Here is a 19,527-nt window from a genome sequence, read left to right on the forward strand (position 1 = left end):
TTGTTTTTTATTCTGATTTCAACGAACGCACGGGATTGACCATGGCCGCCTTTAAAGCCTGCGTGGCTACCGTAGCCAGCGCCAGCAGCAGCGCTGCAGCGGCGGCGGCAGGAAACACCCACCAGGGAATATTGATATGATAGGCAAAGTTCTGCAGCCAGCTGTTCATGGCATACCAGGCCACGCCTGAAGCGATGAAGGCGGCGATGCATACCAGTTTCGTCACGTCTTTGCTGAACAGCATCACGATGCTGCCCACGCTGGCGCCCAATACCTTCCGTATGCCGATCTCCTTGGTGCGCTGGCGCGTGGCGTATATAGCCAGGCCCAGCAGGCCGAGGCAGCTGATGAAGATAGCCACGCCGGTTGCCCAGGTAAGCAGCTTGCTTAATTTCTTTTCGCCGGCGTAAAACTGCGCTACTGTGTCGTCTACATAAGTGGCTTTAAATTCGTCGTCCGGGAACACCTGTTCCCATGCGGCTTTTATCTTGTCCATTGCACGGTGCGCGTCCGCATTCTTCCGCAGGGAAACGTGCAGTGAGGTTTTTGCCATCGGGCCTGCGGTGAGCGCCAAAGGAGGTATTTTCGCCTGCATTCCCTTGGTATGGAAATCGGCTATCACACCAACTACAGGCTTTTTTATATCGTTGAAGGTGAGCAGCTGCCCGACAGCGTCTTCCGGTTTTGTAAAGCCCGCGGCCCGGGCAAAGCTTTCATTGACAAGCATTTCCTTCACCGTATCCGACGGAAGCAGGTTGCGGCCCGCTGCCAGTTTGAGGTTATAGAAAGGAACATATTTTTCGTCGATGTATTTCACTTCCACCATAGAGGCTTCCGCCATGGCTCCTGTACCGAGCGCCATAGTAGTAGAGCTGGTGCCGGGTGAAGAAGGAGGAGCATATCCATAACTAAGCCCTTCCACTTCCGGGATCGCTTCCAGCTTTGATTTCAATGCAACGGTGTTATACTTCCAGCCCGGCGCTTTCAGGAAAAACCGGGCATCTTTGTCGAACCCGAGGCTCTTGCGGTAAGCGTACTTTGTTTGTTCTCCCACGATCACCGTAGCCATGATCAGCGCCAATGCAATAGCGAACTGCGAAACAGTGAGCACCTGGCGCAGGCGGGCTTTGCTGTTCACGCCGTACACCTGGTTCTTCAGCACTTTCACCGGCTGGAACCGTGCCAGCACAAAGGCCGGGTAAATACCTGCCAGCAGGCTCACCACCAATACCAGTAAGGGAATGAACAGGAACACCTGCCATTCGGCGAACATAGCCATGGTTACGCCATCGGGAATAAAGCTGCTGAATGCGTACAAAATACCCGGCACCAGGAACACGGACAGTATCGCGGCAAATGTGGTAAGCACAAAACTTTCACCGAGGAACTGCGCCATCACTTTCCCCCTGGAGCTGCCCAGCGATTTGCGTATCCCGATCTCCCTCGCCCTTTCACCCGCCTGCGCGGTTTGCAGGTTCACGAAGTTGATGCAGCCCAGCAGCAGCAGGAACACCACCAGCGCGCCCAGCTTGTAGAGCACGGGCAGGTCTGCCTGCCGTTGGTCGAACGCGCCGAAATCGGATTGAAAATGCAGGTCGCGGAGGGGCTGGAGGAAATATTGGTTCTTGGAATCTTTGTCCGCATGGTCTTTTATAATGTTCTCCAGCTGCGTGTTAATCTTCTCAGGCGCAACCCCGGGCTTCAGCAGCACGAACATGCTGATGGCGGAGTTAAAATTGTTCCAGTTGTCCCAGCCCCGCGTGCTTCTCATCCCCTTGTCGGATATGACGGTCTGCATAGACACAAATTCCTGGAAAGTGAAGTCTGTTCTGCCTTTCAGCGATTCCACGATACCACCCACTGTAACTCTCACTGAATCGTCGTACCGCACTTCTCTGCCGATCACGTCCGGCAAAGCCGTTCCGGGAAAATATTGCGCCGCCCGCTCTTCGGTGAGCACTACCTGCAAAGGGCTTTTCAGCACGGCAGGCGAGCCATACAGCCATTTGTATTCGAACAGGCTGAAATATTCAGGCTCTGCAAAGGTGATGCGTTTCTGCACGCCGAACTTCTGTTCCTGTACTTTAACATTCGGCGAATACTGGTAAAGGAATGTTGACTTCTCCACGCCGGTGCTCTGCTCGCGCAACTTGCCCAGCATACCGATGGGCACGCCGGAGGTTTTGATCTGCATCCCGCTGAAATCCAGCTGGGACACGATCCGGTACACGCGGTCGCGGTCTTTATGAAATTTATCGAAGGAAAGATCATAATGCACTATCATCCATATCACAAGCGCCGCGCTGATACCCACGCTGAGGCCCAGTATGTTCACGGCGGACATAAACCTGTTTTTCCAGAGGGTTCGCAATGCGATCCTGATGTAGTTCCTGATCATATTATTCAGTTCTGAGTGATTTCACAGGGTTCATGCGGGCGGTTTTCACCGATTGGTAGCTTACCGTGAGCATTGCCAGCACCAGGGCCAGCAGCGCGGTTGCGGCAAATACCCACCAGGAGATCTCCACATGGTACGCGAATTTGTCCAGCCAGCCGTGCATGAAATACGCGGCCAGCGGCATGGCAATGGCAACGGCTATCAGCACCAGCCGCAGGAATTCTTTGCTGAGCAGCACCAGTATCTGGCCGATGGTGGCGCCCAGCACCTTGCGGATGCCGATCTCTTTCGTGCGTTGCTGCGCGGTGAAAGTAGCCAGGCCAAACAATCCAAGGCATGCCACAAAAATAGCCAGCACGGTGAAGCTGGCGGAAAGACGGCCGATCACCTGCTCGCTGGTATACATCTTCGCAAAAGACTCGTCCATGTATTTTACGCTGAAGGGATATTCGGGATTGAATTTTTTGTAAACGGATTCGAGGCTGGCAAGCGCGGCTTCCGTCTTGTCGGGCTGAATACGCACGAGGAAGAAGCGGTTGGTGCCGCTGGCGTACCGGATAAGGGTGGGCGCGATCTTTTTTGAAAGATGTGAGCTGGAAAAATCTTTTACGACGCCGATCACCGGTTGTTTCTGGTCATCCACGGTCAGCAGCTGGCCCACGTACGGCGGTTTCAGCTTCATCAGCCTTGCGGCAGTCTCGTTGATCACCAGTCCCTGCTGATCTGTGGGATATTCGGCGGAAAAAGTCCTTCCTTCCACCATTTCCAGCTGCATTGTTTTCGCAAAATCGTAACCCACCCAGAGGTAATCGATCAGCACGGATTCATCGGCGCCTTTACCCGGCCAGGACAGGCCCTGGAAGTTGCTGCCAATGCGGATCGGCAGCTGGTCTGATGTGGAGGAGGCCACTATGCCGGGCATGCCTTTCAGCGCATTCATGAAAGCATTTTCGTTCCTGATAACGTTGCCTTCGTTCGTTATGTACACCACCTGGTCTTTGTTCAGGCCCAGGTTGCGGTTCTTGATGAACCTTATCTGCTGGTATATCAGGAAGGCCGCCACGATCAGGATGGTGGAGATCGCGAACTGGAAAACCACCAGCCCCTTCCTCAGCCAGATGGCGCTTGCGCGCAGCCGCAGCATGCCGCCTTTCAGCGTGGCCACGGGGTCGAGGGAAGAGAGGTAGAAAGCGGGATAACTGCCGGCGATGAAACCGGTGAAAAGCGCCAGGAAGAACAGTCCCAGCACATTGTACCAGGTAAATACCTTTACGCTCAGCGTTACGTTCACCATCTTTTCAAAGGAAGGCATCAATATCCACACCAGCAGTACAGACAATGCCGAAGCAATGAACACCAGCGCGAAGGATTCTCCCAGGAACTGCGAGATCAATGCCGGGCGGCCCGCGCCGATACTTTTGCGCACGCCCACTTCCTTGCTCCGCTGGATGGCCCTTGCGGTGGAAAGGTTCATGAAATTGATGCAGGCGATCAGCAAAACAAAAATGGCCACGATGATGAACAGGCGCACGTATTCAATACGTCCGCCGGCGAGCTTGCCCTTGTCGAACTGGCCTTTGAGGTAAATATCGGAAAAGGGATAAAGGAACACTTCTGTTTTGGAATCAGCCAGATTGCGCTGGATAACGCCTTTTGCGCGGGCGTTCACCTGGCGGAAATCCGCTTTGGGATCGAGCAGCACGTAAGTACGGGGAGCGTTGCTGTCCCAGTTCTTCAGCCACTGGTTCTCTTCCACTACTCTTTCAAAGGGCAGCAGCCAGGTGAAAGTGAAACTTGAATTGGCCGGCAGGTCTTTGATCACACCGCAAACCATATAATCCTCCTTGCCGTCCAGCCTGATGATCCGGCCGACAGCCTTTGCATCGCCAAACAGGCTCCTGGCCACCTTTTCCGTGAGCACGATATCGTTCGGGCGCTTCAGGGCGGTGGCGGGGTCGCCTTCAATAAAAGGAAAGGAAAAGATGGAAAAAACATCGTTGTTGGCGTACTGCCCTTCGAATTTCAGGTTCTTCTCCCCGACAGAAAAAAGTTTTTCGTTTAGCCACGACAGGTGGCCGGCTTTCAGGATGCCGGGCGTTTCAGCCTTCAGCGCATCTGCCAGCGGGCCGGGAGTGGCGGTTACCGTAAGTATTTCGTCGTGTGAATAGTACTGGTGCTCGTATACCTGGTAAATATTTTCCAGCTTCTGGTGGCTGCGGTTGAAGTTCCATTCATTGGCCACCCACAGCAGGATGAACATGCAACAGGTGAGGCCGATGGTAAGACCGGCTATATTGATGATGCCGAACGCCTTGTTGTTCCAAAGGTTCCTCCATGCGATCTTGATATAATTTCTCAGCATACTATTCTGTTTTAAGGGATTTGACAGGGTTGGCAAATGCCGCCCTGAGAGATTGGTACCCTATCGTACAAAGCGCCACGGCAAGGGCAAGAAGTCCTGCTGCCAGCAGCCACCACCATTTTATCTGAACGCTGAATGCAAAATTTTCCAGCCATGTGTTCATAAAATACCAGGCCAGCGGCGTGGCGATGATCATGGCAATGAATATCAGCTTTACAAAGTCTTTCGTAATAAGTTGTACAATGCTGCCGGAAGAAGCGCCCAAAGCCTTTCGTATCCCGATCTCGCGGGTACGCTGCATAATGGCCAGCACCGCCAGTGCGAAAAGGCCGAGGCATGACAATACGATGGCTACCGCTGCGGCATACACAAATATTTGAGTGAACCTTTCTTCACGGTTATATTGCCGGTTGATGTTCTCATCAATAAAACTGCCCCTGAAATCTGAACGCGGCGCGATCTGCGCCCATATAGCCTTCAGCTTGTCCATGATCCCGGGCAGGTTGTCCGGCCGCACTTTTACGAGCAGGTAATTGATGGGCATATCCGCGTACATCACCAGGCCCATGGGTTCCACGGGTTTGTGCAGGCTTTGGAAATTGAAGTCCTTAATGACGCCCAGCACTTTCATCTGCGTCTGGTTCAACGCATCCACCTGCAATATTTCACCGACAGGATTGACCACGCCCATTTTGCGGGCCATCTGCTCGTTGATGATGATCCCCGTACTGTCCGACCCGAAGCTTTGCGAAAAATCGCGGCCGTATTTTATGGAGAGGTCCATCGTTTTTGTAAAATCATATCCCACGTTCAGCCATGCCATGCTGATATTCCGGTTGTGGTAATCGAAGCCTATGGAATAGGAATAACTGCCACCGTCCTCGCCCATGCCGAGGTTGTTGGAGATGCCAGAAACGCTCAGCACGGAAGGCTCCGCGGCCAGCTTCTGGCGGAGGAGGGCCAGCGCTTCACGGCCGCCTATTTCCTGGCCAACGGGTATGCTCACAACCTGGCTGCTATTGTAGCCCAGCGGGCGGGCACGCAGGAAGTTCAGCTGCTGCCAGGCGATAAGCGTGCAGCCTATCAGCAGGATGGCAATGGCAAACTGCCCGATGATAAGGCCATTGCGAAGGCTGCCGGAGGTTTTGAGCTTCAGCTTCCCTTTAAGGATATTCACCGCGTCCATCCTGGTCATCACCAGCGCGGGATAACCGCCCGCCAGTACTGTTACGAGCAGGAACCCGCCGATCACCGAGGCGATCACCAGCGGCTGTTGCAACACGGCCGTTTCCAGCGAACTGCCGAAGATCAGCTTGTATTGCGGCAGTACGGCATAAAAAAGCGGGATGCTGATCAGCAGGGCCGCGGCGCAAACAATAGCCGCTTCGCCCCAGAACTGCATGCCTACCTGGAAGGGCAACGCGCCAAGCGTTTTGCGCAATCCCACTTCACGCGAACGGGTGAAGGATCGGCCGACAGAAAGATTGATAAAGTTGATGCAGGCGATGAAAAGTACGAACACCGACACCGCCAGCAGCATGTACAGGTAAGAGCGGCTGATGGTATCTCCCAGCCCGCGCATGTCCACATCCACATGCGCACTGAGCAGCGGCTGCAGGAGCAGCTGCATATATTGCCCGTTGGGTGCGGGCCGTGCGCCGTCGCGTTTGAGATCGCCGATATAATCGGCGTATTGTTTGCTGATGAAACCCTGCGCGGCCTTTTCGAAAGCGGCTTTATCCGCTCCCGGCTTCAGCCGCAGGATAAGATCGTGGTTGGTCACATCCCATTTGCCGACGCTGTTGGGATAAGTATATCCATGCTCGAAGAGCACTATTGCATCGAAGCGGATGCTGGAATTGGCCGGCATATCCGCCGCTACCGCGCTTACGGTAAACACTTTCCACGGCCCGCCGGACTGCACGCGCAGCTGCTTGCCGATAGGATCTTCCTTCCCGAATATTGCATCGGCTACGGGCCGGGTGAGCACGATATTATCACGTCCGGCCAGCGCCTGCGGCGCATTGCCTTTTTCGAGCGGGAAGGAGAACATGCTGAAGAAATCCGCATCGCCAAAACCCAGTTCCTTAAAAAAATGTTTGCCTTTATATTCTATTTCGCTGCTGTTGCGGTTATAGCGCGTGCCGTATTCCACGGCAGGGAATTGTTCCTTCAAAGCCTTCAGCATCGGCTCGGGCATGGAAGGCTGTAAGTCCGTGCGCTCAGGCTGCTGAACGGAAAAATAGGCGCGGTAAAGATCCTGCGGGTCCTTATGGAACTTGTTGAAGGAAAACTCATAGTACACGCTCAGCAACAGCAGCAGGCAAATGGTAAATGCCACGGTAAGCCCCAGCAGGTTGATAAGCGTATTGGTCTTGTGTTTCCACAGGTTACGCAGCGCTATTTTCAGGTAGTTACGGATCATTACCGGTAAAAGTTATTCCGAGCGCAATGAGCGCACGGGGTTCAATAATGCAGCCTTTACTGACTGGAAACTGATGGTCAGGAAGGCGATCAGCAAAGCCAGCAGGCCGGCCGCGGCGAAGGACCACCAGGGGAAATCCACCCTGAATGGGAATTCAGCCAGCCATTTGTTCATCCCGTACCAGGCCAGCGGCGAGGAAATGAGGATAGCTATGGCTACCAGCTGCAGGAAGTCTTTCGACAATAACGCCGTAATGCTTCCCACCGATGCGCCCAGCACTTTGCGGATGCCGATCTCTTTGGTACGCTGCCTGGCTACGAGCATGGCGAGGCCGAACAGGCCCAGGCAGGCGATTACTACCGCCAGCATGGCATAAGCCCCGAAGAGGCTGCCGGAGCGTTGTTCAACAAGATATTCACGGCCCAGCTCGTTTTCCACGAAGCGGTAATTGAACGGGAATGCGGGCATCAGTTTCTTCCATACTCCTTCTATCTGCGCCATCTGCTTCTGCCGGTCGCCTGGTTGGAGGCGCACCGTGAGCATGCCCGCCCTGCCATTGCGTATCAAAGCCACCATCGGCTCAATGGGCAGGCGGAGGTTCTGCATGTTGAAATCTTCCACCACACCGATCACCTTGCCGCTCCGCGGTACGGAGCTACCGCGCCATACTATCCTGCTGCCGATCACCGGTTCTTTCAGCTGGAGTTTTTTAACAGCCGACTTGTTGATCACAAAAGCATCCAGCGAATCGGTGGGATATTTTTCTGAAAAATCCCTTCCGGCCGCGAACTTTGCGCCGATATAAGTGAAATAATTGAAGTCTGCGCTGATCACGATCGCCTGCACGCTTTCGTCTTCCCTGGAACCTTCGCGGCCTACGGGGTTGTTGCTGACGCTCTGCCCGCCCAGCGGCATATTGGTGAAGGCCATTTGCTTCACAAACGGAAGCCGGCCCAGTTCTGTCTTGAAAGCTTCCCGGTACGGCGCCTGCTTGCCTGTATTCAGGTAAAAATTCACGAGCCCGCGTTTATCGTACCCGAGATCTTTCTCCTGCATGTAGCGCAACTGGGAATATATCACCACTGTGGCAATGATGAGCGCGATGGCGATCGTGAATTGCGACACAACAAGCGTTTTGCGGAAAAGTGAATTTCCGCCGCCTGCTTTCATGCCGCCTTTCAGAATGCGGACCGGCAAAAAGCCGGATAGGTACAACGCGGGATAACTGCCCGCCAACAGACCCACTACAAGCGCCAGCAACAGCAATCCGCCGTAAAGTGGCACCAGTTCCCGGCTGAACAGTTCCATCGTTTTATCGGTTACGAAATTGAAGCCGGGCAGCAGGATGGCCGCCAGCAAAATGGCCAGCAGGAACGACAGCAGGCTGATGATCACGGATTCCACGAGGAATTGCAGGATGAGCGCTTTTCTTTCGGCGCCCATTACTTTACGGAGACCTACTTCCATCGCCCTTTCGTTGCCGCGGGCTGTCACAAGGTTCATAAAGTTGATGCAGGCGATCAGGATGATGAACAGCCCGATGAAACCATAGATGTAAAGGCGCGACACTTTGTCCGTCTCGCTGGTATCTCCGTCGGGATAAAGGTGGATCCTGCTAAGCGGTTGAAGGACATACCAGAATTCATCGCCCAGCTTCCTGGCGTCCGGACGTACATGTTTTTCGGCGAAGGCGTCCAGCTCCGCCGTCATGGCTGAAGGCGCCACGCCTGGCGTCAGGGTCACAAAGGTCTGGTTAGACGTGAACCCGAACCAGGTATCTTCAGGCTTGTAACCCACTTTTGCGCTGTTCTGCAAAAAGGTGGAGAAAGGCATTAGCACATCGAACTTAAGGTCGCTGTCTGACGGAAGGTCTTTCGCCACAGCGGTCACGATGCAATCATAATCGTCCTGGATGCGGATCACTTTGCCAATGGGGTTCTCATTCCCGAAATATTTTTTCGCTGTGCTTTCTGTGAGCACAACGGTATAGGGGTCTTTCAGCGCAGTGGCGGGGTTGCCGCTCACCAGCGGGAAGCTGAACATCTGGAAAAAACCGTCGTCTGCAAAAACAGTATTCTGCTGGCGGTATTCTTCATTATTGGCTGAAATGATCACTTCATTCACTTCATAGAAACGCACCGCTTCCTTCACGCGGCTCAGCTCGCGCTTAAGGTTGGGCGCGGCGCCGAACTGGGTGATGCTCATCTGCCCGACGTCTCCCGCATTGCCTTTGATCTGCGAATTCAAACGGAAAATATCGTTGGCATGAAAGCGGTTATAGCCCAGCTCATGTTTGATGAACAGCACGATCAGGATGCAGCAGGCCATACCGATGGCCAGCCCGGAAATATTGATGGCTGTAATTCCTTTGTTGCGCAGCAGGTGCCGCAGGGCTACTTTGATGTAATTCCTGATCATGGTCGAAAGCTTTAAATAGTTGTTTTCCTCCGGTACTGGTCTATCAGGCAAAGGCCCGCTATCAGCACCAGCAGGAAGGGTACGATCACAAAAGGCGTCAGCGTAAGGAAGTCGTATCCGGAAAAGGAAGCACGTTCCGTTCCGCCGGAAAATGTAACCGGACTTAACTGGAAATCCAGCACCTTATGAATAAAACAATGCATCTTGCTCATAACTATTCAGTTTTCAGGGTGCGCACAGGGTTGGCCAGCGCGGCTTTTACGGATTGAAGGCCAATGGTGCCAACGGCTACCAGTACGGCCACTCCGCCTGCTGCGAGGAAAACCCAGAATGGTATGATGGTACGGTATTCATAACCCTGCAGCCACTGGTCTGTGGCATACCAGCTCAAAGGCGTGGCCAGCAGGATGGCGATGAACACCAGCTTCAGAAAGTCTTTGGTGATGAGCTGAACGATACCGGTAATGGAAGCGCCCAGCACTTTTCGGATGCCGATCTCCTTGGTGCGCTGGTGAATGGTGAATGTAGCCAGGCCGAACAAACCAAGACAGGACAAAAAGATGGCGACGCCCGCAAACCAGGTGAACAGCTTGCCGGTGCGTATCTCGTCGCTATGTAGTTTCGTGAATGTGTTTTCCACGAACGAATAATCAAAGCGGTAATCAGGATTGTATTCTTTCCATATTTTTTCTATCGCCGCGATAACCGCGGGTGTATTCTGTCCCGTGGTTTTTACGTACAATTGCCAGGTATCGGGCTTGTAACGCATGATCACGGGAGGTATTTTATCGTGCATGGAACCGATGTGGAAGTTCTTCACCACGCCGATGATAGTGCCGTCCACATCCAGCAGCTTGAACCTTTTGCCCACCGGGTCTTTCATCCCGATGATCTTCACTGCTTCCTCGTTGAGGATATAGCTGGTGGAATCGGCTTTGCCTCCGCGGAACATCCTGCCTTCTTTCATCTCCATTTCCATGGCGGGCATAAAATTTTCATCCACGCCAATGTGTTTGACGTTCAGGCTCATGTCCGCTGCGCGGCCGTCCCAGTCGGTATCGCTGGTGCTGTTGCCCAGAGCGGAGATGTTTGCATCGCCGAAGGTTACCACTCTTACGCCGGGGATCTTTCCCAGCCTGTCTTTTACGGCCTGCGCATGATATTGCATGTCGCGTACGGAGAACATCAGCAGGTTGTTCTTATTATAACCCAGCGGCTTGCTGTTGATATATTTCAGCTGCATGCCTATCACGAGCGTACAGCCTATCAGTACTACGGAAATAAAGAACTGTACCACCACCAGCGTTTTCCTGAACATGCCGCCGCTCATCGCGGTTCTGCCTTTCAGGTTCTGGAGCGGGTTGAAGCGGGTAAGATGGAAAGCGGGATATATAGCCGCCATCAGCAACATGATCGCGCCGCTGGCAACGAGCGTGAGCAGTATCTGCCCGCTGAGCATGGAAAACTTCACGGATTTCCCGGTAAGCTCGTTGTAGAAAGGCAGCAGCAGCCAGATAACAAGCACGGATAACAGCACCGCCAATACAAATACGATGGACGATTCTGTCATGAACTGGCGGAAAAGCTGCCAGCGGCTGGCCCCTATCAGCTTGCGCACGCTTATTTCAACAGCGCGCTGATGTGCGCGGGCAGTAGCGAGGTTCACATAATTGATACCGGCGATCAGCAGTATCACGAGGGCAACGATGAAAAAGATGCGCACGACTTTCATCAGGCTTTCTTCGCCGGTGATGTCGTACAAATGCAGGTCGCGCAGCGGCTGAAGGTTGTACCCCCTGCCCTGTGTGGCCTCGCCCGTGCTTCCTTTTATCCATTGCTGGCCGAGCAGCTTGCCGGTTTTCGCAATGTCCACGTTGGGCTGCATCAGCAGGTAAGTGGAAAGATAAAAGTTGCCCCAGTCGTCGTTCATAGACTTCCAGTAGTCCGGCGTGTAGTTGTCTATCCTCAATTTGAGCGGAAAAAGCATATTGTACCGGATGCTGGAGTTGCGCGGCATGTCTGCCATCACACCGCATACGGTGAACTGGAAATCTTTATCCACCGTGATCAGTTTACCGATGGGATTTTCGTTGCCGAAATATTTCTTCGCGGCAGATTCCGTGAGCACCACCGAATGATTATCCGGGAACACTTTTCCTTTCAGGATAGGAAAATCGAATACGGTGAAAAAAGAAGGATCGGTGTAGGCAACGGCGGATTCATAAAAGGTCTTCCCGCCGCCTTCAAATTTGGACATATCCCAGGCAACCGCCACACGCACCGCATCCAGCACACCGGGCACGGAACTGAGGGCATGCGGGGCCACGGCGGGTTGCGTTGCCTGCCAGTTCTGCATCCTGGCGCCGCTCATGAAGTGACTGTGTACTTCGTAAATATCTTTCCCTTTGGAGTGGAAATTGTCGTAGCTCCGCTCGTCCTGCACCCAGGTGAGCAGCAAAGTGCTCACGGCCAGGCCGATGCCCAGGCCCACGATGATGATGGAGGCGTAGAGCTTCTGCGAGAAGAGCGTTCTGAATGCGACTTTGATATTACGAAACATGGGCCGGTGTTTGTTTATACGTGAAATTGTTCCTTGATGTTCTCAGTTACCACCTTACCATCAAACAGGTTCACGATACGGTGGGCAAAGCCCGCGTCGTAAGGCGAGTGGGTCACCATGATGAGGGTGGTGCCTGCGTCGTTCAGTTCCTGGAGCAGCTTCATTACTTCTTCGCCGTTGGTGGAGTCCAGGTTACCGGTCGGTTCATCCGCCAGTATCAGCTTGGGTTTGGCCACTACTGCGCGGGCAATGGCCACACGTTGTTGCTGGCCGCCGGAAAGCTGTTGCGGGAAGTGATTGCGGCGGTGCATGATATTCATGCGTTCCAGCACTTCTTCCACTCTTTTTTTGCGGTCGGCTGCGGGTACTTTCAGGTACAGGAGGGGCAGTTCCACGTTTTCGAAAACGGTCAGTTCGTCTATGAGGTTAAAGCTCTGGAATACGAAGCCGATCGCTCCTTTACGCAGCTGCGCGCGCTGGCGTTCGCTCATGCGGGCCACTTCCTTGTCCCAGAAATGATATTCGCCGTGAGAAGGATTATCCAGCAGGCCGAGGATGTTGAGCAAAGTGGACTTTCCGCAGCCGGAAGGGCCCATGATGGCTACAAACTCACCATCCTGCACGTCCATATTGATGCCGTTAAGAGCGGTCGTTTCTACTTCTTCCGTAGTAAAGAGCTTTTGTAAATTGACTGTTCTGATCATTGTTGTGGTTTGTTAGTGATTGGATTGGTGAGCGGGTTAAAATTCCAGTACTTCCTTGTCCCCGAAGTTCTCATAGGATGAAGTGATCACCTGTTCGCCTTCGTTGAGGCCCTCCAGTACTTCGAAATACACAGGGTTTTTGCGGCCCAGGGATATTTTGCGTTTCACGGCGCGGTTGCCGCCTTTTTCAACTACATATACCCAGTTTCCGCCGGTATCTGAGAAGAACCCGCCCGCAGGCAAAAGTAAGGCTTCGGAAGATTTCCCGAGTTCGAGGCGGATAGGAGAGGATTGCCCGCGGCGGATACCTTCAGGTGCGGCTTTAACAAAGTTCATATCTACTTCAAAACGGCCGTTCTTTACTTCGGGATACACTTTCGTGATCTCCATCTCGTTCACCTTGCCGTTGAATTCAAAGTTGGCCTTCAGCCCGGCGAATATGCGCGAGATATAATGCTCGTCCACTTCGGCGCGCATCTTGAACCCGTCCATATCGTCGATCTGCCCGATATTCTGGCCGGCCTGTATGCTGGTGCCCACTTCCACGTTGATGGAAGACAGCTGCCCGTCTACCGGGGCGCGTACCACCAGGTTGCTCAGGTTCTCCTTCATCAGGCTCAGGTTACGCTGGGTGCGGGCAATGGTGCCTTCCAGCTGGATGATCTGGGTCCTGGCATTCTCCAGCTGATATTCCTGGCTCTGCACTTCGATCTGGCGCTGGCGGGAGAGGCGTTCAAATTCGCGCTTGGTTTTCAGGTACTCCTGCTCGGCCACCACTTTGTCTTTCCAGAGCTTATTGTTGCGGTCGTACAGGTCCTTTGCCTGGTCTACCTGGTAATCCAGGTCGCTGAGTGCCTTTTCCAGGGCAAACCGGTCCTGCTTCAGGCGCAGGCGGGTATTCTGCAGCTCGTTGATGAGGCGGTACATCTCGGTTTCACGGTTCACAAAGTCCATCATGAGCCGCTGGTTCTCAAGGGCCAGGATGGAATCCCCCCTTTTCACCATGCTGCCGCCTTCGAGGAATTTGCGGGCCACGTAACCGCCTTCGATGGCATCCAGGCGGATGGTCTTGAGCGGGTGCACCACCGCCGTTACAGCGATGTATTCGTCAAAGGAACCTTTGGTAACGGGAGAAATAGTGATCTTGTCCTTTTCCACGTTCAGCTTGCTCCTTTTGTCCGCGAAAATAAAGCTCCACAACACCAGCAGCACCAGGGCGCCGCCGCCGCCAAACAGGAATATCCTTTGTTTGTTCCAGAATTTCTTTTTGAGTTGTCTGTCCATGTTAGTAATTGCTGCCCCCGGTAAGTCAATCCATGTGCCAAGCCGTGCCAATTCGCCAAAAGCGCTACCATGGCCGACTTTAAGGCTATCCCCGCGTCCGCTCCTGTTCCAAAGCGGACAGGCGGTGTCCGAATCCGGACATTCCCCTGAACGCCCGCGCAGCTCCGAAAAATACCCCGGGGCTAAAAAAATCTTGTTTAATATTGTTGCCAGGGCGGTTTTAGGCAATCCGCCGCCCCTTGGAACCTGCTCATGGCATACGGCCGGAATACGTTTTGCAGTATGCCGATAACAAAATCTTTTGCAGTATATTCAAATAATAACTTTACAAGCTCATGAGTACCCAGCAAGGAAAAATTCTGATCGTAGATGATGATGTAGACGTATTACGCGCGGCGCGGCTGCTGCTGAAACGCCATTTCACCCAGGTGGATTTTGAAAAGAACCCGCAAAAGATACCCTACCTGGTGAGCAATTTTGAATATGACGTGATCCTGCTGGACATGAACTTTACTCGCGACCTCAGCAGCGGCAAAGAAGGCTTCGAGTGGCTGGACCGCATCCTGGATATCAATCCCAAAGCCACCGTGGTGCTCTTCACCGCTTATGGCGATGTGGAAATGGCCGTTCGCGCCATTAAAGCCGGCGCGGTGGATTTTGTGCTGAAGCCCTGGGAGAACGATAAGCTCCTGGCCACCCTGCAAACCGCCGTGCAAACCCATCAGTCCAAACAGGAAAAGAAAGCCGGAGGCGCCACCCTGCACACCGATAACGTGCTGATCGGCGACAGCCCCTCCATGCAGGAAGTGATGGAAACCGTTTCCCGGGTGGCCGGAACAGACGCCAATATCCTCATCCTTGGCGAGAACGGTACCGGTAAGGACCTGCTGGCCCGGCATATTCACTCCCTGAGCCTGCGCCGCGACAAATCTTTCGTGAGCGTGGACCTTGGCGCGCTCAGCGAATCCCTTTTCGAAAGCGAGCTGTTCGGCCACGTCAAAGGCGCCTTCACCGACGCGCGCGACGACCGCAGCGGCCGTTTCGAAGAAGCTAACGGCGGCTCTATTTTCCTGGACGAGATCGGTAATATCTCCATTCCCTTCCAGGCCAAGCTGCTCACCGTGCTGCAGAACCGGTCCGTTACCCGCGTGGGCTCCAATAAAGCACAGCCGGTAGACGTGCGCCTGATCTGCGCCACCAACCGCAACATTACCCAAATGGCCGCCCAGCAATTGTTCCGGCAGGATCTGCTGTACCGCGTGAACACCATCGAAATTCACCTTCCCCCCCTGCGGGACAGGAAAGAGGATATTGTGCCGCTGGCGGAATATTTCCTGGGCCTGTACCGCAAAAAATACAACCGCCCCGTTGCTTTCCTCCACGAATCGCTGACGGCCCAGCTGGAAAAATACGACTGGCCGGGCAACATCCGGGAACTGCAGCATGCTATCGAACGCGCCGTGATCCTTTGCCAGGGCAAAACCCTGATGCCGAAAGACGTGTTCGTGAAAACAAATGCCGCCGCCGAATCGCTGGATACCGGTTTCAACCTGGAGGAAATGGAACGCAATATGATCTCGCAGGCCCTGAAAAAATGCAACGGCAATATCACGGATGCAGCCAGGGAACTGGGTTTAAGCCGGGCCGCCCTGTACAGGCGCATGGAAAAATATAATCTCTGATGAACCGGTTTAGCTCGAATATCCTTTTACGCATCGTGGTGCTCATCCTCACGATCATGGCCGGCTGCTGGTTGTGGTGGAACGGTTACCCGCTGGTAGTGCTGCTGCTGGTGCCTTTCCTCATTGCGCAGGTCATGAACCTGTATTATTACCTCAACCGTGTGAACCGCAAGCTCACGCTGTTCCTGGAAGCCATCCGGTACGAGGATTTTTCCATCCGGTTCAGCGCAGACAATAAGCTGGGCAAGAGTTTCAGCGCCCTCAACCACCAGTTCAACGAAGTGCTGGAAGCATTCCGGCAAACGCGCGCCGAAAGGGAAGCCAACCTGAAATACATCGATACCATCATCCAGCATATCAGCATCGGCGTACTTTCCTTCGACGCCGACGGGAAGATCGAGCTGATCAATCCCGCCGCATTCAGGCTGATGGGCATTTACCGCCTGCGTTACCTGGACGAGCTGAAGAATGCACACCCCGATCTTGCAGAGCTTTTATTACAGCTGCCCGCCGGGCATAAGTCGTTGTACGCCACGCAAAACGGCCAGCAGCTGTCTATCCACGCAGCCACCGTACGTTTGCAGGGCCGGCTCGTGAAGCTGATCTCATTGCAGAACATCCATGCGGAGCTGCAGCAGAAAGAGCTGGAAGCATGGCAGAACCTCACCAAGATCCTGCGCCACGAGATCATGAATTCCGTAACGCCTATCGTGAGCCTCATCGGCACCATGCAGGAGATCGTGCAGCACGACATCCAGGCCTCCGAAGAGCAGGTGGAAGCTGTGGACGACCTGAAAGAAGCGCTCGAGACCATCGAGAGCCGCAGCAAGGGCATCATGAACTTCGTGAATGCCTACCGCGACTACACCACTTTACCCAAGCCGCAGTTCACCACCCTCAACCTCAAGCAGCTCATACAATCCGTGAGCAACCTGTTGCTGGCGGACATGAAGGCAGCCGGGATCTCTTACCGGGCGCATGTTTCGCCGGATAACATCGAGATACACGCGGATGAAACACAATTGCAGATGGTGCTGATCAATCTCATCAAAAACGCGATGGATGCGCTGGAACATACAGACAAACCGTTCATTCACGTGAAAGGTTCGCTGGGCAACGCACAGCAGATCGTCATAGAAATTACCGACAACGGGCCCGGCATCGAAACCGAAGCGATGGAAAAGATCTTCATTCCCTTCTTTACCACGAAAAAGAAAGGTTCCGGCATCGGGCTGAGCCTTTCGCAACAGATCATACAATCGCACGGCGGCCAGCTGAAAGTAGTGAGCCCTCCAGGAAAGGGTACAACTTTTTTTGTATTGCTCACTAACTAAAAAAGCGTATGTTGCCTGCCGAATTCCACAAGCGTATGCAACCAAAACACTGGGGAATAATATATTTCCTCATACTGCTGGCCGATTTGTGTGTGATAGCTTTCGACGTTCCCTATGCCCGCTTCGCCACGAAACCACTGCTCATGATCCTGCTCGGCTTCTACGGATGGTCGCAGGCCGGATCGCTGCCTCACCGCAGTAAAAATTTTATCCTGGCCGCCATCATTTTCTCATGGTCCGGCGATGTATTCCTGCTTTTCCCGCATTATTTCCTGGCAGGGCTCATCAGCTTCCTCACGGCGCACCTGCTGTATACCGGCTTTTTCCTCAGCGTTCAGCCCAAACCGAAGCCCGGCTGGAAAGAAGGCGCGGTGCTGGTGGTGATGATCGTATATGCATCCAGGTTAGTACAACGGATCACCGCAGATATGGGCGACCTGAAGCCGGCCGTGATCGCCTACACCGTGATCATATCCCTGATGTTCCTTTCCGCCGTGCGCGCCTTCGGGCTGAACAGCGGCAGGGCCGGGCGGTTCTGCATCAGCGGGGCTTTGCTGTTCGTGCTGTCTGATTCCATGCTGGCCGTGGAGAAATTCCTCATGCCCTTTCCCGGCAGCGGCATACTCGTGATGCTTACCTACGGCATGGCCCAGTTTATGATCGTGGACGGGAGCCTGCGGCATCTGCAAACAGCGAAATAATTTGTTATTTTTATAGAAACCCTTACCCCACATGAAAAGATTCCTTCTCCTTTTCTTCGTTGCCTTTTCCGCCGCCGGAGCTTATGCGCAAACCTGGCAGGATACCCTTACCCGTATTGAAGCCGCCTTTGCAAGATATAAGCCTGAAGGGCCGGGCGCTCAGATGGCCATCAGCCGGAACGGCAAAGTGATCTTTTCAAAAGCCTGGGGCATGGCGGACCTGGAGCATAACGTGCCCATGACTGCACAATCCCTCATCGAAGCGGGCTCAGTGAGCAAGCAGTTCACCGCCGCCGCTATCCTGCTGCTGGAGCAGCAGGGCAAACTTTCCCTGGACGATGACATTCACAAATACGTGCCCGAGCTGCCTGATTATGGCTATCCCATCACGCTCAGGCAGATGATGCAGCATACCAGCGGGCTGAAGGATTGGGGAAGCATAGCAGGCATTAGCGGCTGGCCGCGCGGCACAAAAGGATATAGCAACGACGATGCGCTGGCCATCATGATCAGGCAGAAAACCCTGAACAATGTGCCGGGCGCGGAATATATCTACAGCAACTCTAATTACAACCTGCTGGCCATCGTGGTGAAAAGGATAACCGGCCGCGAACTGGCAAGATTCTCCGAACAAGCCATTTTCCAGCCCGCCGGTATGCCGCTGAGCGTATGGCGGCTCAGCTACCGCCTGGTTGTAAAAAACCGTGCCATGGCCTATGCCCGCACGAACAGGGGTTTTGAGAACGACATGCCCAACGAAAGCGTGTACGGCCAGGGCGGATTGCTCACCACCGCCGAAGAGCTCATTAAATGGACGGAGTTTTACAGCAGCGGGAAATTCGGTTCTCCGTCCCTTTACCCGCAACAGGTCAAAACCGGGAACTTCAATAACGGCAAGCCTGGCAACTATGCCGCCGGCCTGGTGATAACGCCCGTCAACGGGCAGGACGCCATCATCCACAGCGGCGCCACCGCCAGCTACCGGGCCAACCTGGAATATTTCCCGAAACTCGGGCTGGTGTTCGCTTTCCTCAGCAACACTTCCGCGTTCGACGGTGATTCTACCAACCCCGCTTCGCTGGCTCGCAATATTTTTGTGCCGGAACCCGCGGCCGCCAAGAAACCTGCGGTTAAAAGCACTTTTAAAACAACTGAGGAAATGCTCCGGAATTATACGGGCTGGTATAAACGCAGTTCTGACGGCCGCGGAATTAAATTATCGCTGCATAACGACAGCCTTCTCTTTGGCAGCACCCCGCTGTTGCCTGCAGCGAAAAACACCTTCAAGACCGCCGCGGGCAGCACGGTCTTATTTTCTGAAGGGCAGTTCGTGCAGATCATGCCCAACAGCGACAGCCTCCTCTATACCGCCGTCGAGTTCGCCAATATAAACAACGACGGCGCTGCCGCCCGTTATGCCGGCGAATATTATTCCGAAGAAGCGGATGCGCCCATCACCATCAAAGCCGAAGGCACTGCCATATGGTTCATTCAAAAGATCGACCAGAAATTTCCCCTCACGCCACAGTACCGGGACGGGTTCGACAGCCCCTACGGGCCGCTGTACTTCGAACGGGACGCGCAGAACAGGATATCCGGCTTTAAAATATCCCCCGGCAGAGCGCGGAACATCCCCTTCGTAAAGGTTAAATAACGGGT

At 54.0% G+C, this 19,527-nt stretch carries 12 protein-coding genes; 4 read left to right on the plus strand and 8 right to left on the minus strand.

From position 1 onward, the window contains the following. Positions 1–7: 7 nt before the first annotated feature. Genes ACTJIK_RS01515 through ACTJIK_RS01550 form a run of 8 tightly spaced genes read right to left on the minus strand, consistent with a single transcriptional unit; the run spans position 8 to position 14,151 of the window. Entirely contained in the window at positions 8–2,398 is a 2,391-nt protein-coding gene (locus tag ACTJIK_RS01515; RefSeq protein WP_440644494.1) for an ABC transporter permease, read from the minus strand. A gap of 1 nt (position 2,399) precedes the next feature. After that, positions 2,400–4,760 carry an ABC transporter permease gene (locus ACTJIK_RS01520; RefSeq protein WP_440644495.1) on the minus strand — a complete coding sequence of 787 codons (2,361 nt, stop codon included), beginning with the start codon at positions 4,758–4,760 and terminating at the stop codon, positions 2,400–2,402. A 1-nt stretch (position 4,761) separates the two neighbouring features. After that, complete coding sequence (locus ACTJIK_RS01525) at positions 4,762–7,185, minus strand: ABC transporter permease (RefSeq protein WP_440644496.1); 2,424 nt, start codon at positions 7,183–7,185, stop codon at positions 4,762–4,764. 12 nt (positions 7,186–7,197) lie between these two features. Continuing rightward, positions 7,198–9,603 (minus strand): ABC transporter permease, encoded by a 2,406-nt coding sequence (locus tag ACTJIK_RS01530; RefSeq protein ID WP_440644497.1) that lies wholly within the window; start codon positions 9,601–9,603, stop codon positions 7,198–7,200. A gap of 11 nt (positions 9,604–9,614) precedes the next feature. Next, positions 9,615–9,815: a hypothetical protein gene (locus ACTJIK_RS01535; RefSeq protein WP_440644498.1), complete on the minus strand. Its 201-nt coding sequence runs from the start codon at positions 9,813–9,815 to the stop codon at positions 9,615–9,617. Positions 9,816–9,817: 2 nt separating this feature from the next. Continuing rightward, complete coding sequence (locus ACTJIK_RS01540; protein ID WP_440644499.1) at positions 9,818–12,163, minus strand: ABC transporter permease; 2,346 nt, start codon at positions 12,161–12,163, stop codon at positions 9,818–9,820. 14 nt (positions 12,164–12,177) lie between these two features. After that, on the minus strand, positions 12,178–12,867 hold the full coding sequence (locus ACTJIK_RS01545; protein WP_120517577.1) for an ABC transporter ATP-binding protein: 690 nt from the start codon (positions 12,865–12,867) through the stop codon (positions 12,178–12,180). Between the two features lie 36 nt (positions 12,868–12,903). Beyond that, complete coding sequence (locus ACTJIK_RS01550; protein ID WP_440644500.1) at positions 12,904–14,151, minus strand: efflux RND transporter periplasmic adaptor subunit; 1,248 nt, start codon at positions 14,149–14,151, stop codon at positions 12,904–12,906. Between the two features lie 335 nt (positions 14,152–14,486). On the opposite strand from ACTJIK_RS01550, the gene ACTJIK_RS01555 reads away from it, so the two are divergent. Genes ACTJIK_RS01555 through ACTJIK_RS01570 form a run of 4 tightly spaced genes read left to right on the plus strand, consistent with a single transcriptional unit; the run spans position 14,487 to position 19,522 of the window. Next, positions 14,487–15,833: a sigma-54-dependent transcriptional regulator gene (locus tag ACTJIK_RS01555; protein WP_440644501.1), complete on the plus strand. Its 1,347-nt coding sequence runs from the start codon at positions 14,487–14,489 to the stop codon at positions 15,831–15,833. Beyond that, the gene (locus ACTJIK_RS01560) at positions 15,833–17,167 is read left to right on the plus strand and encodes a sensor histidine kinase (RefSeq protein WP_440644502.1); all 1,335 of its coding nucleotides are present in this window, start codon (positions 15,833–15,835) and stop codon (positions 17,165–17,167) included. The genes ACTJIK_RS01555 and ACTJIK_RS01560 overlap by 1 nt, the downstream gene beginning before the upstream one ends. Before the next feature lie 35 nt (positions 17,168–17,202). Beyond that, entirely contained in the window at positions 17,203–17,868 is a 666-nt protein-coding gene (locus tag ACTJIK_RS01565) for a lysoplasmalogenase (RefSeq protein WP_440644503.1), read from the plus strand. 31 nt (positions 17,869–17,899) lie between these two features. Further along, entirely contained in the window at positions 17,900–19,522 is a 1,623-nt protein-coding gene (locus tag ACTJIK_RS01570; protein WP_440644504.1) for a serine hydrolase domain-containing protein, read from the plus strand. The last annotated feature ends 5 nt before the right edge of the window (positions 19,523–19,527 follow it).

Origin of the sequence: Chitinophaga sp. 22620, from assembly GCF_052044405.1 — a bacterium.
Classification (GTDB): Bacteria; Bacteroidota; Bacteroidia; order Chitinophagales; family Chitinophagaceae; genus Chitinophaga.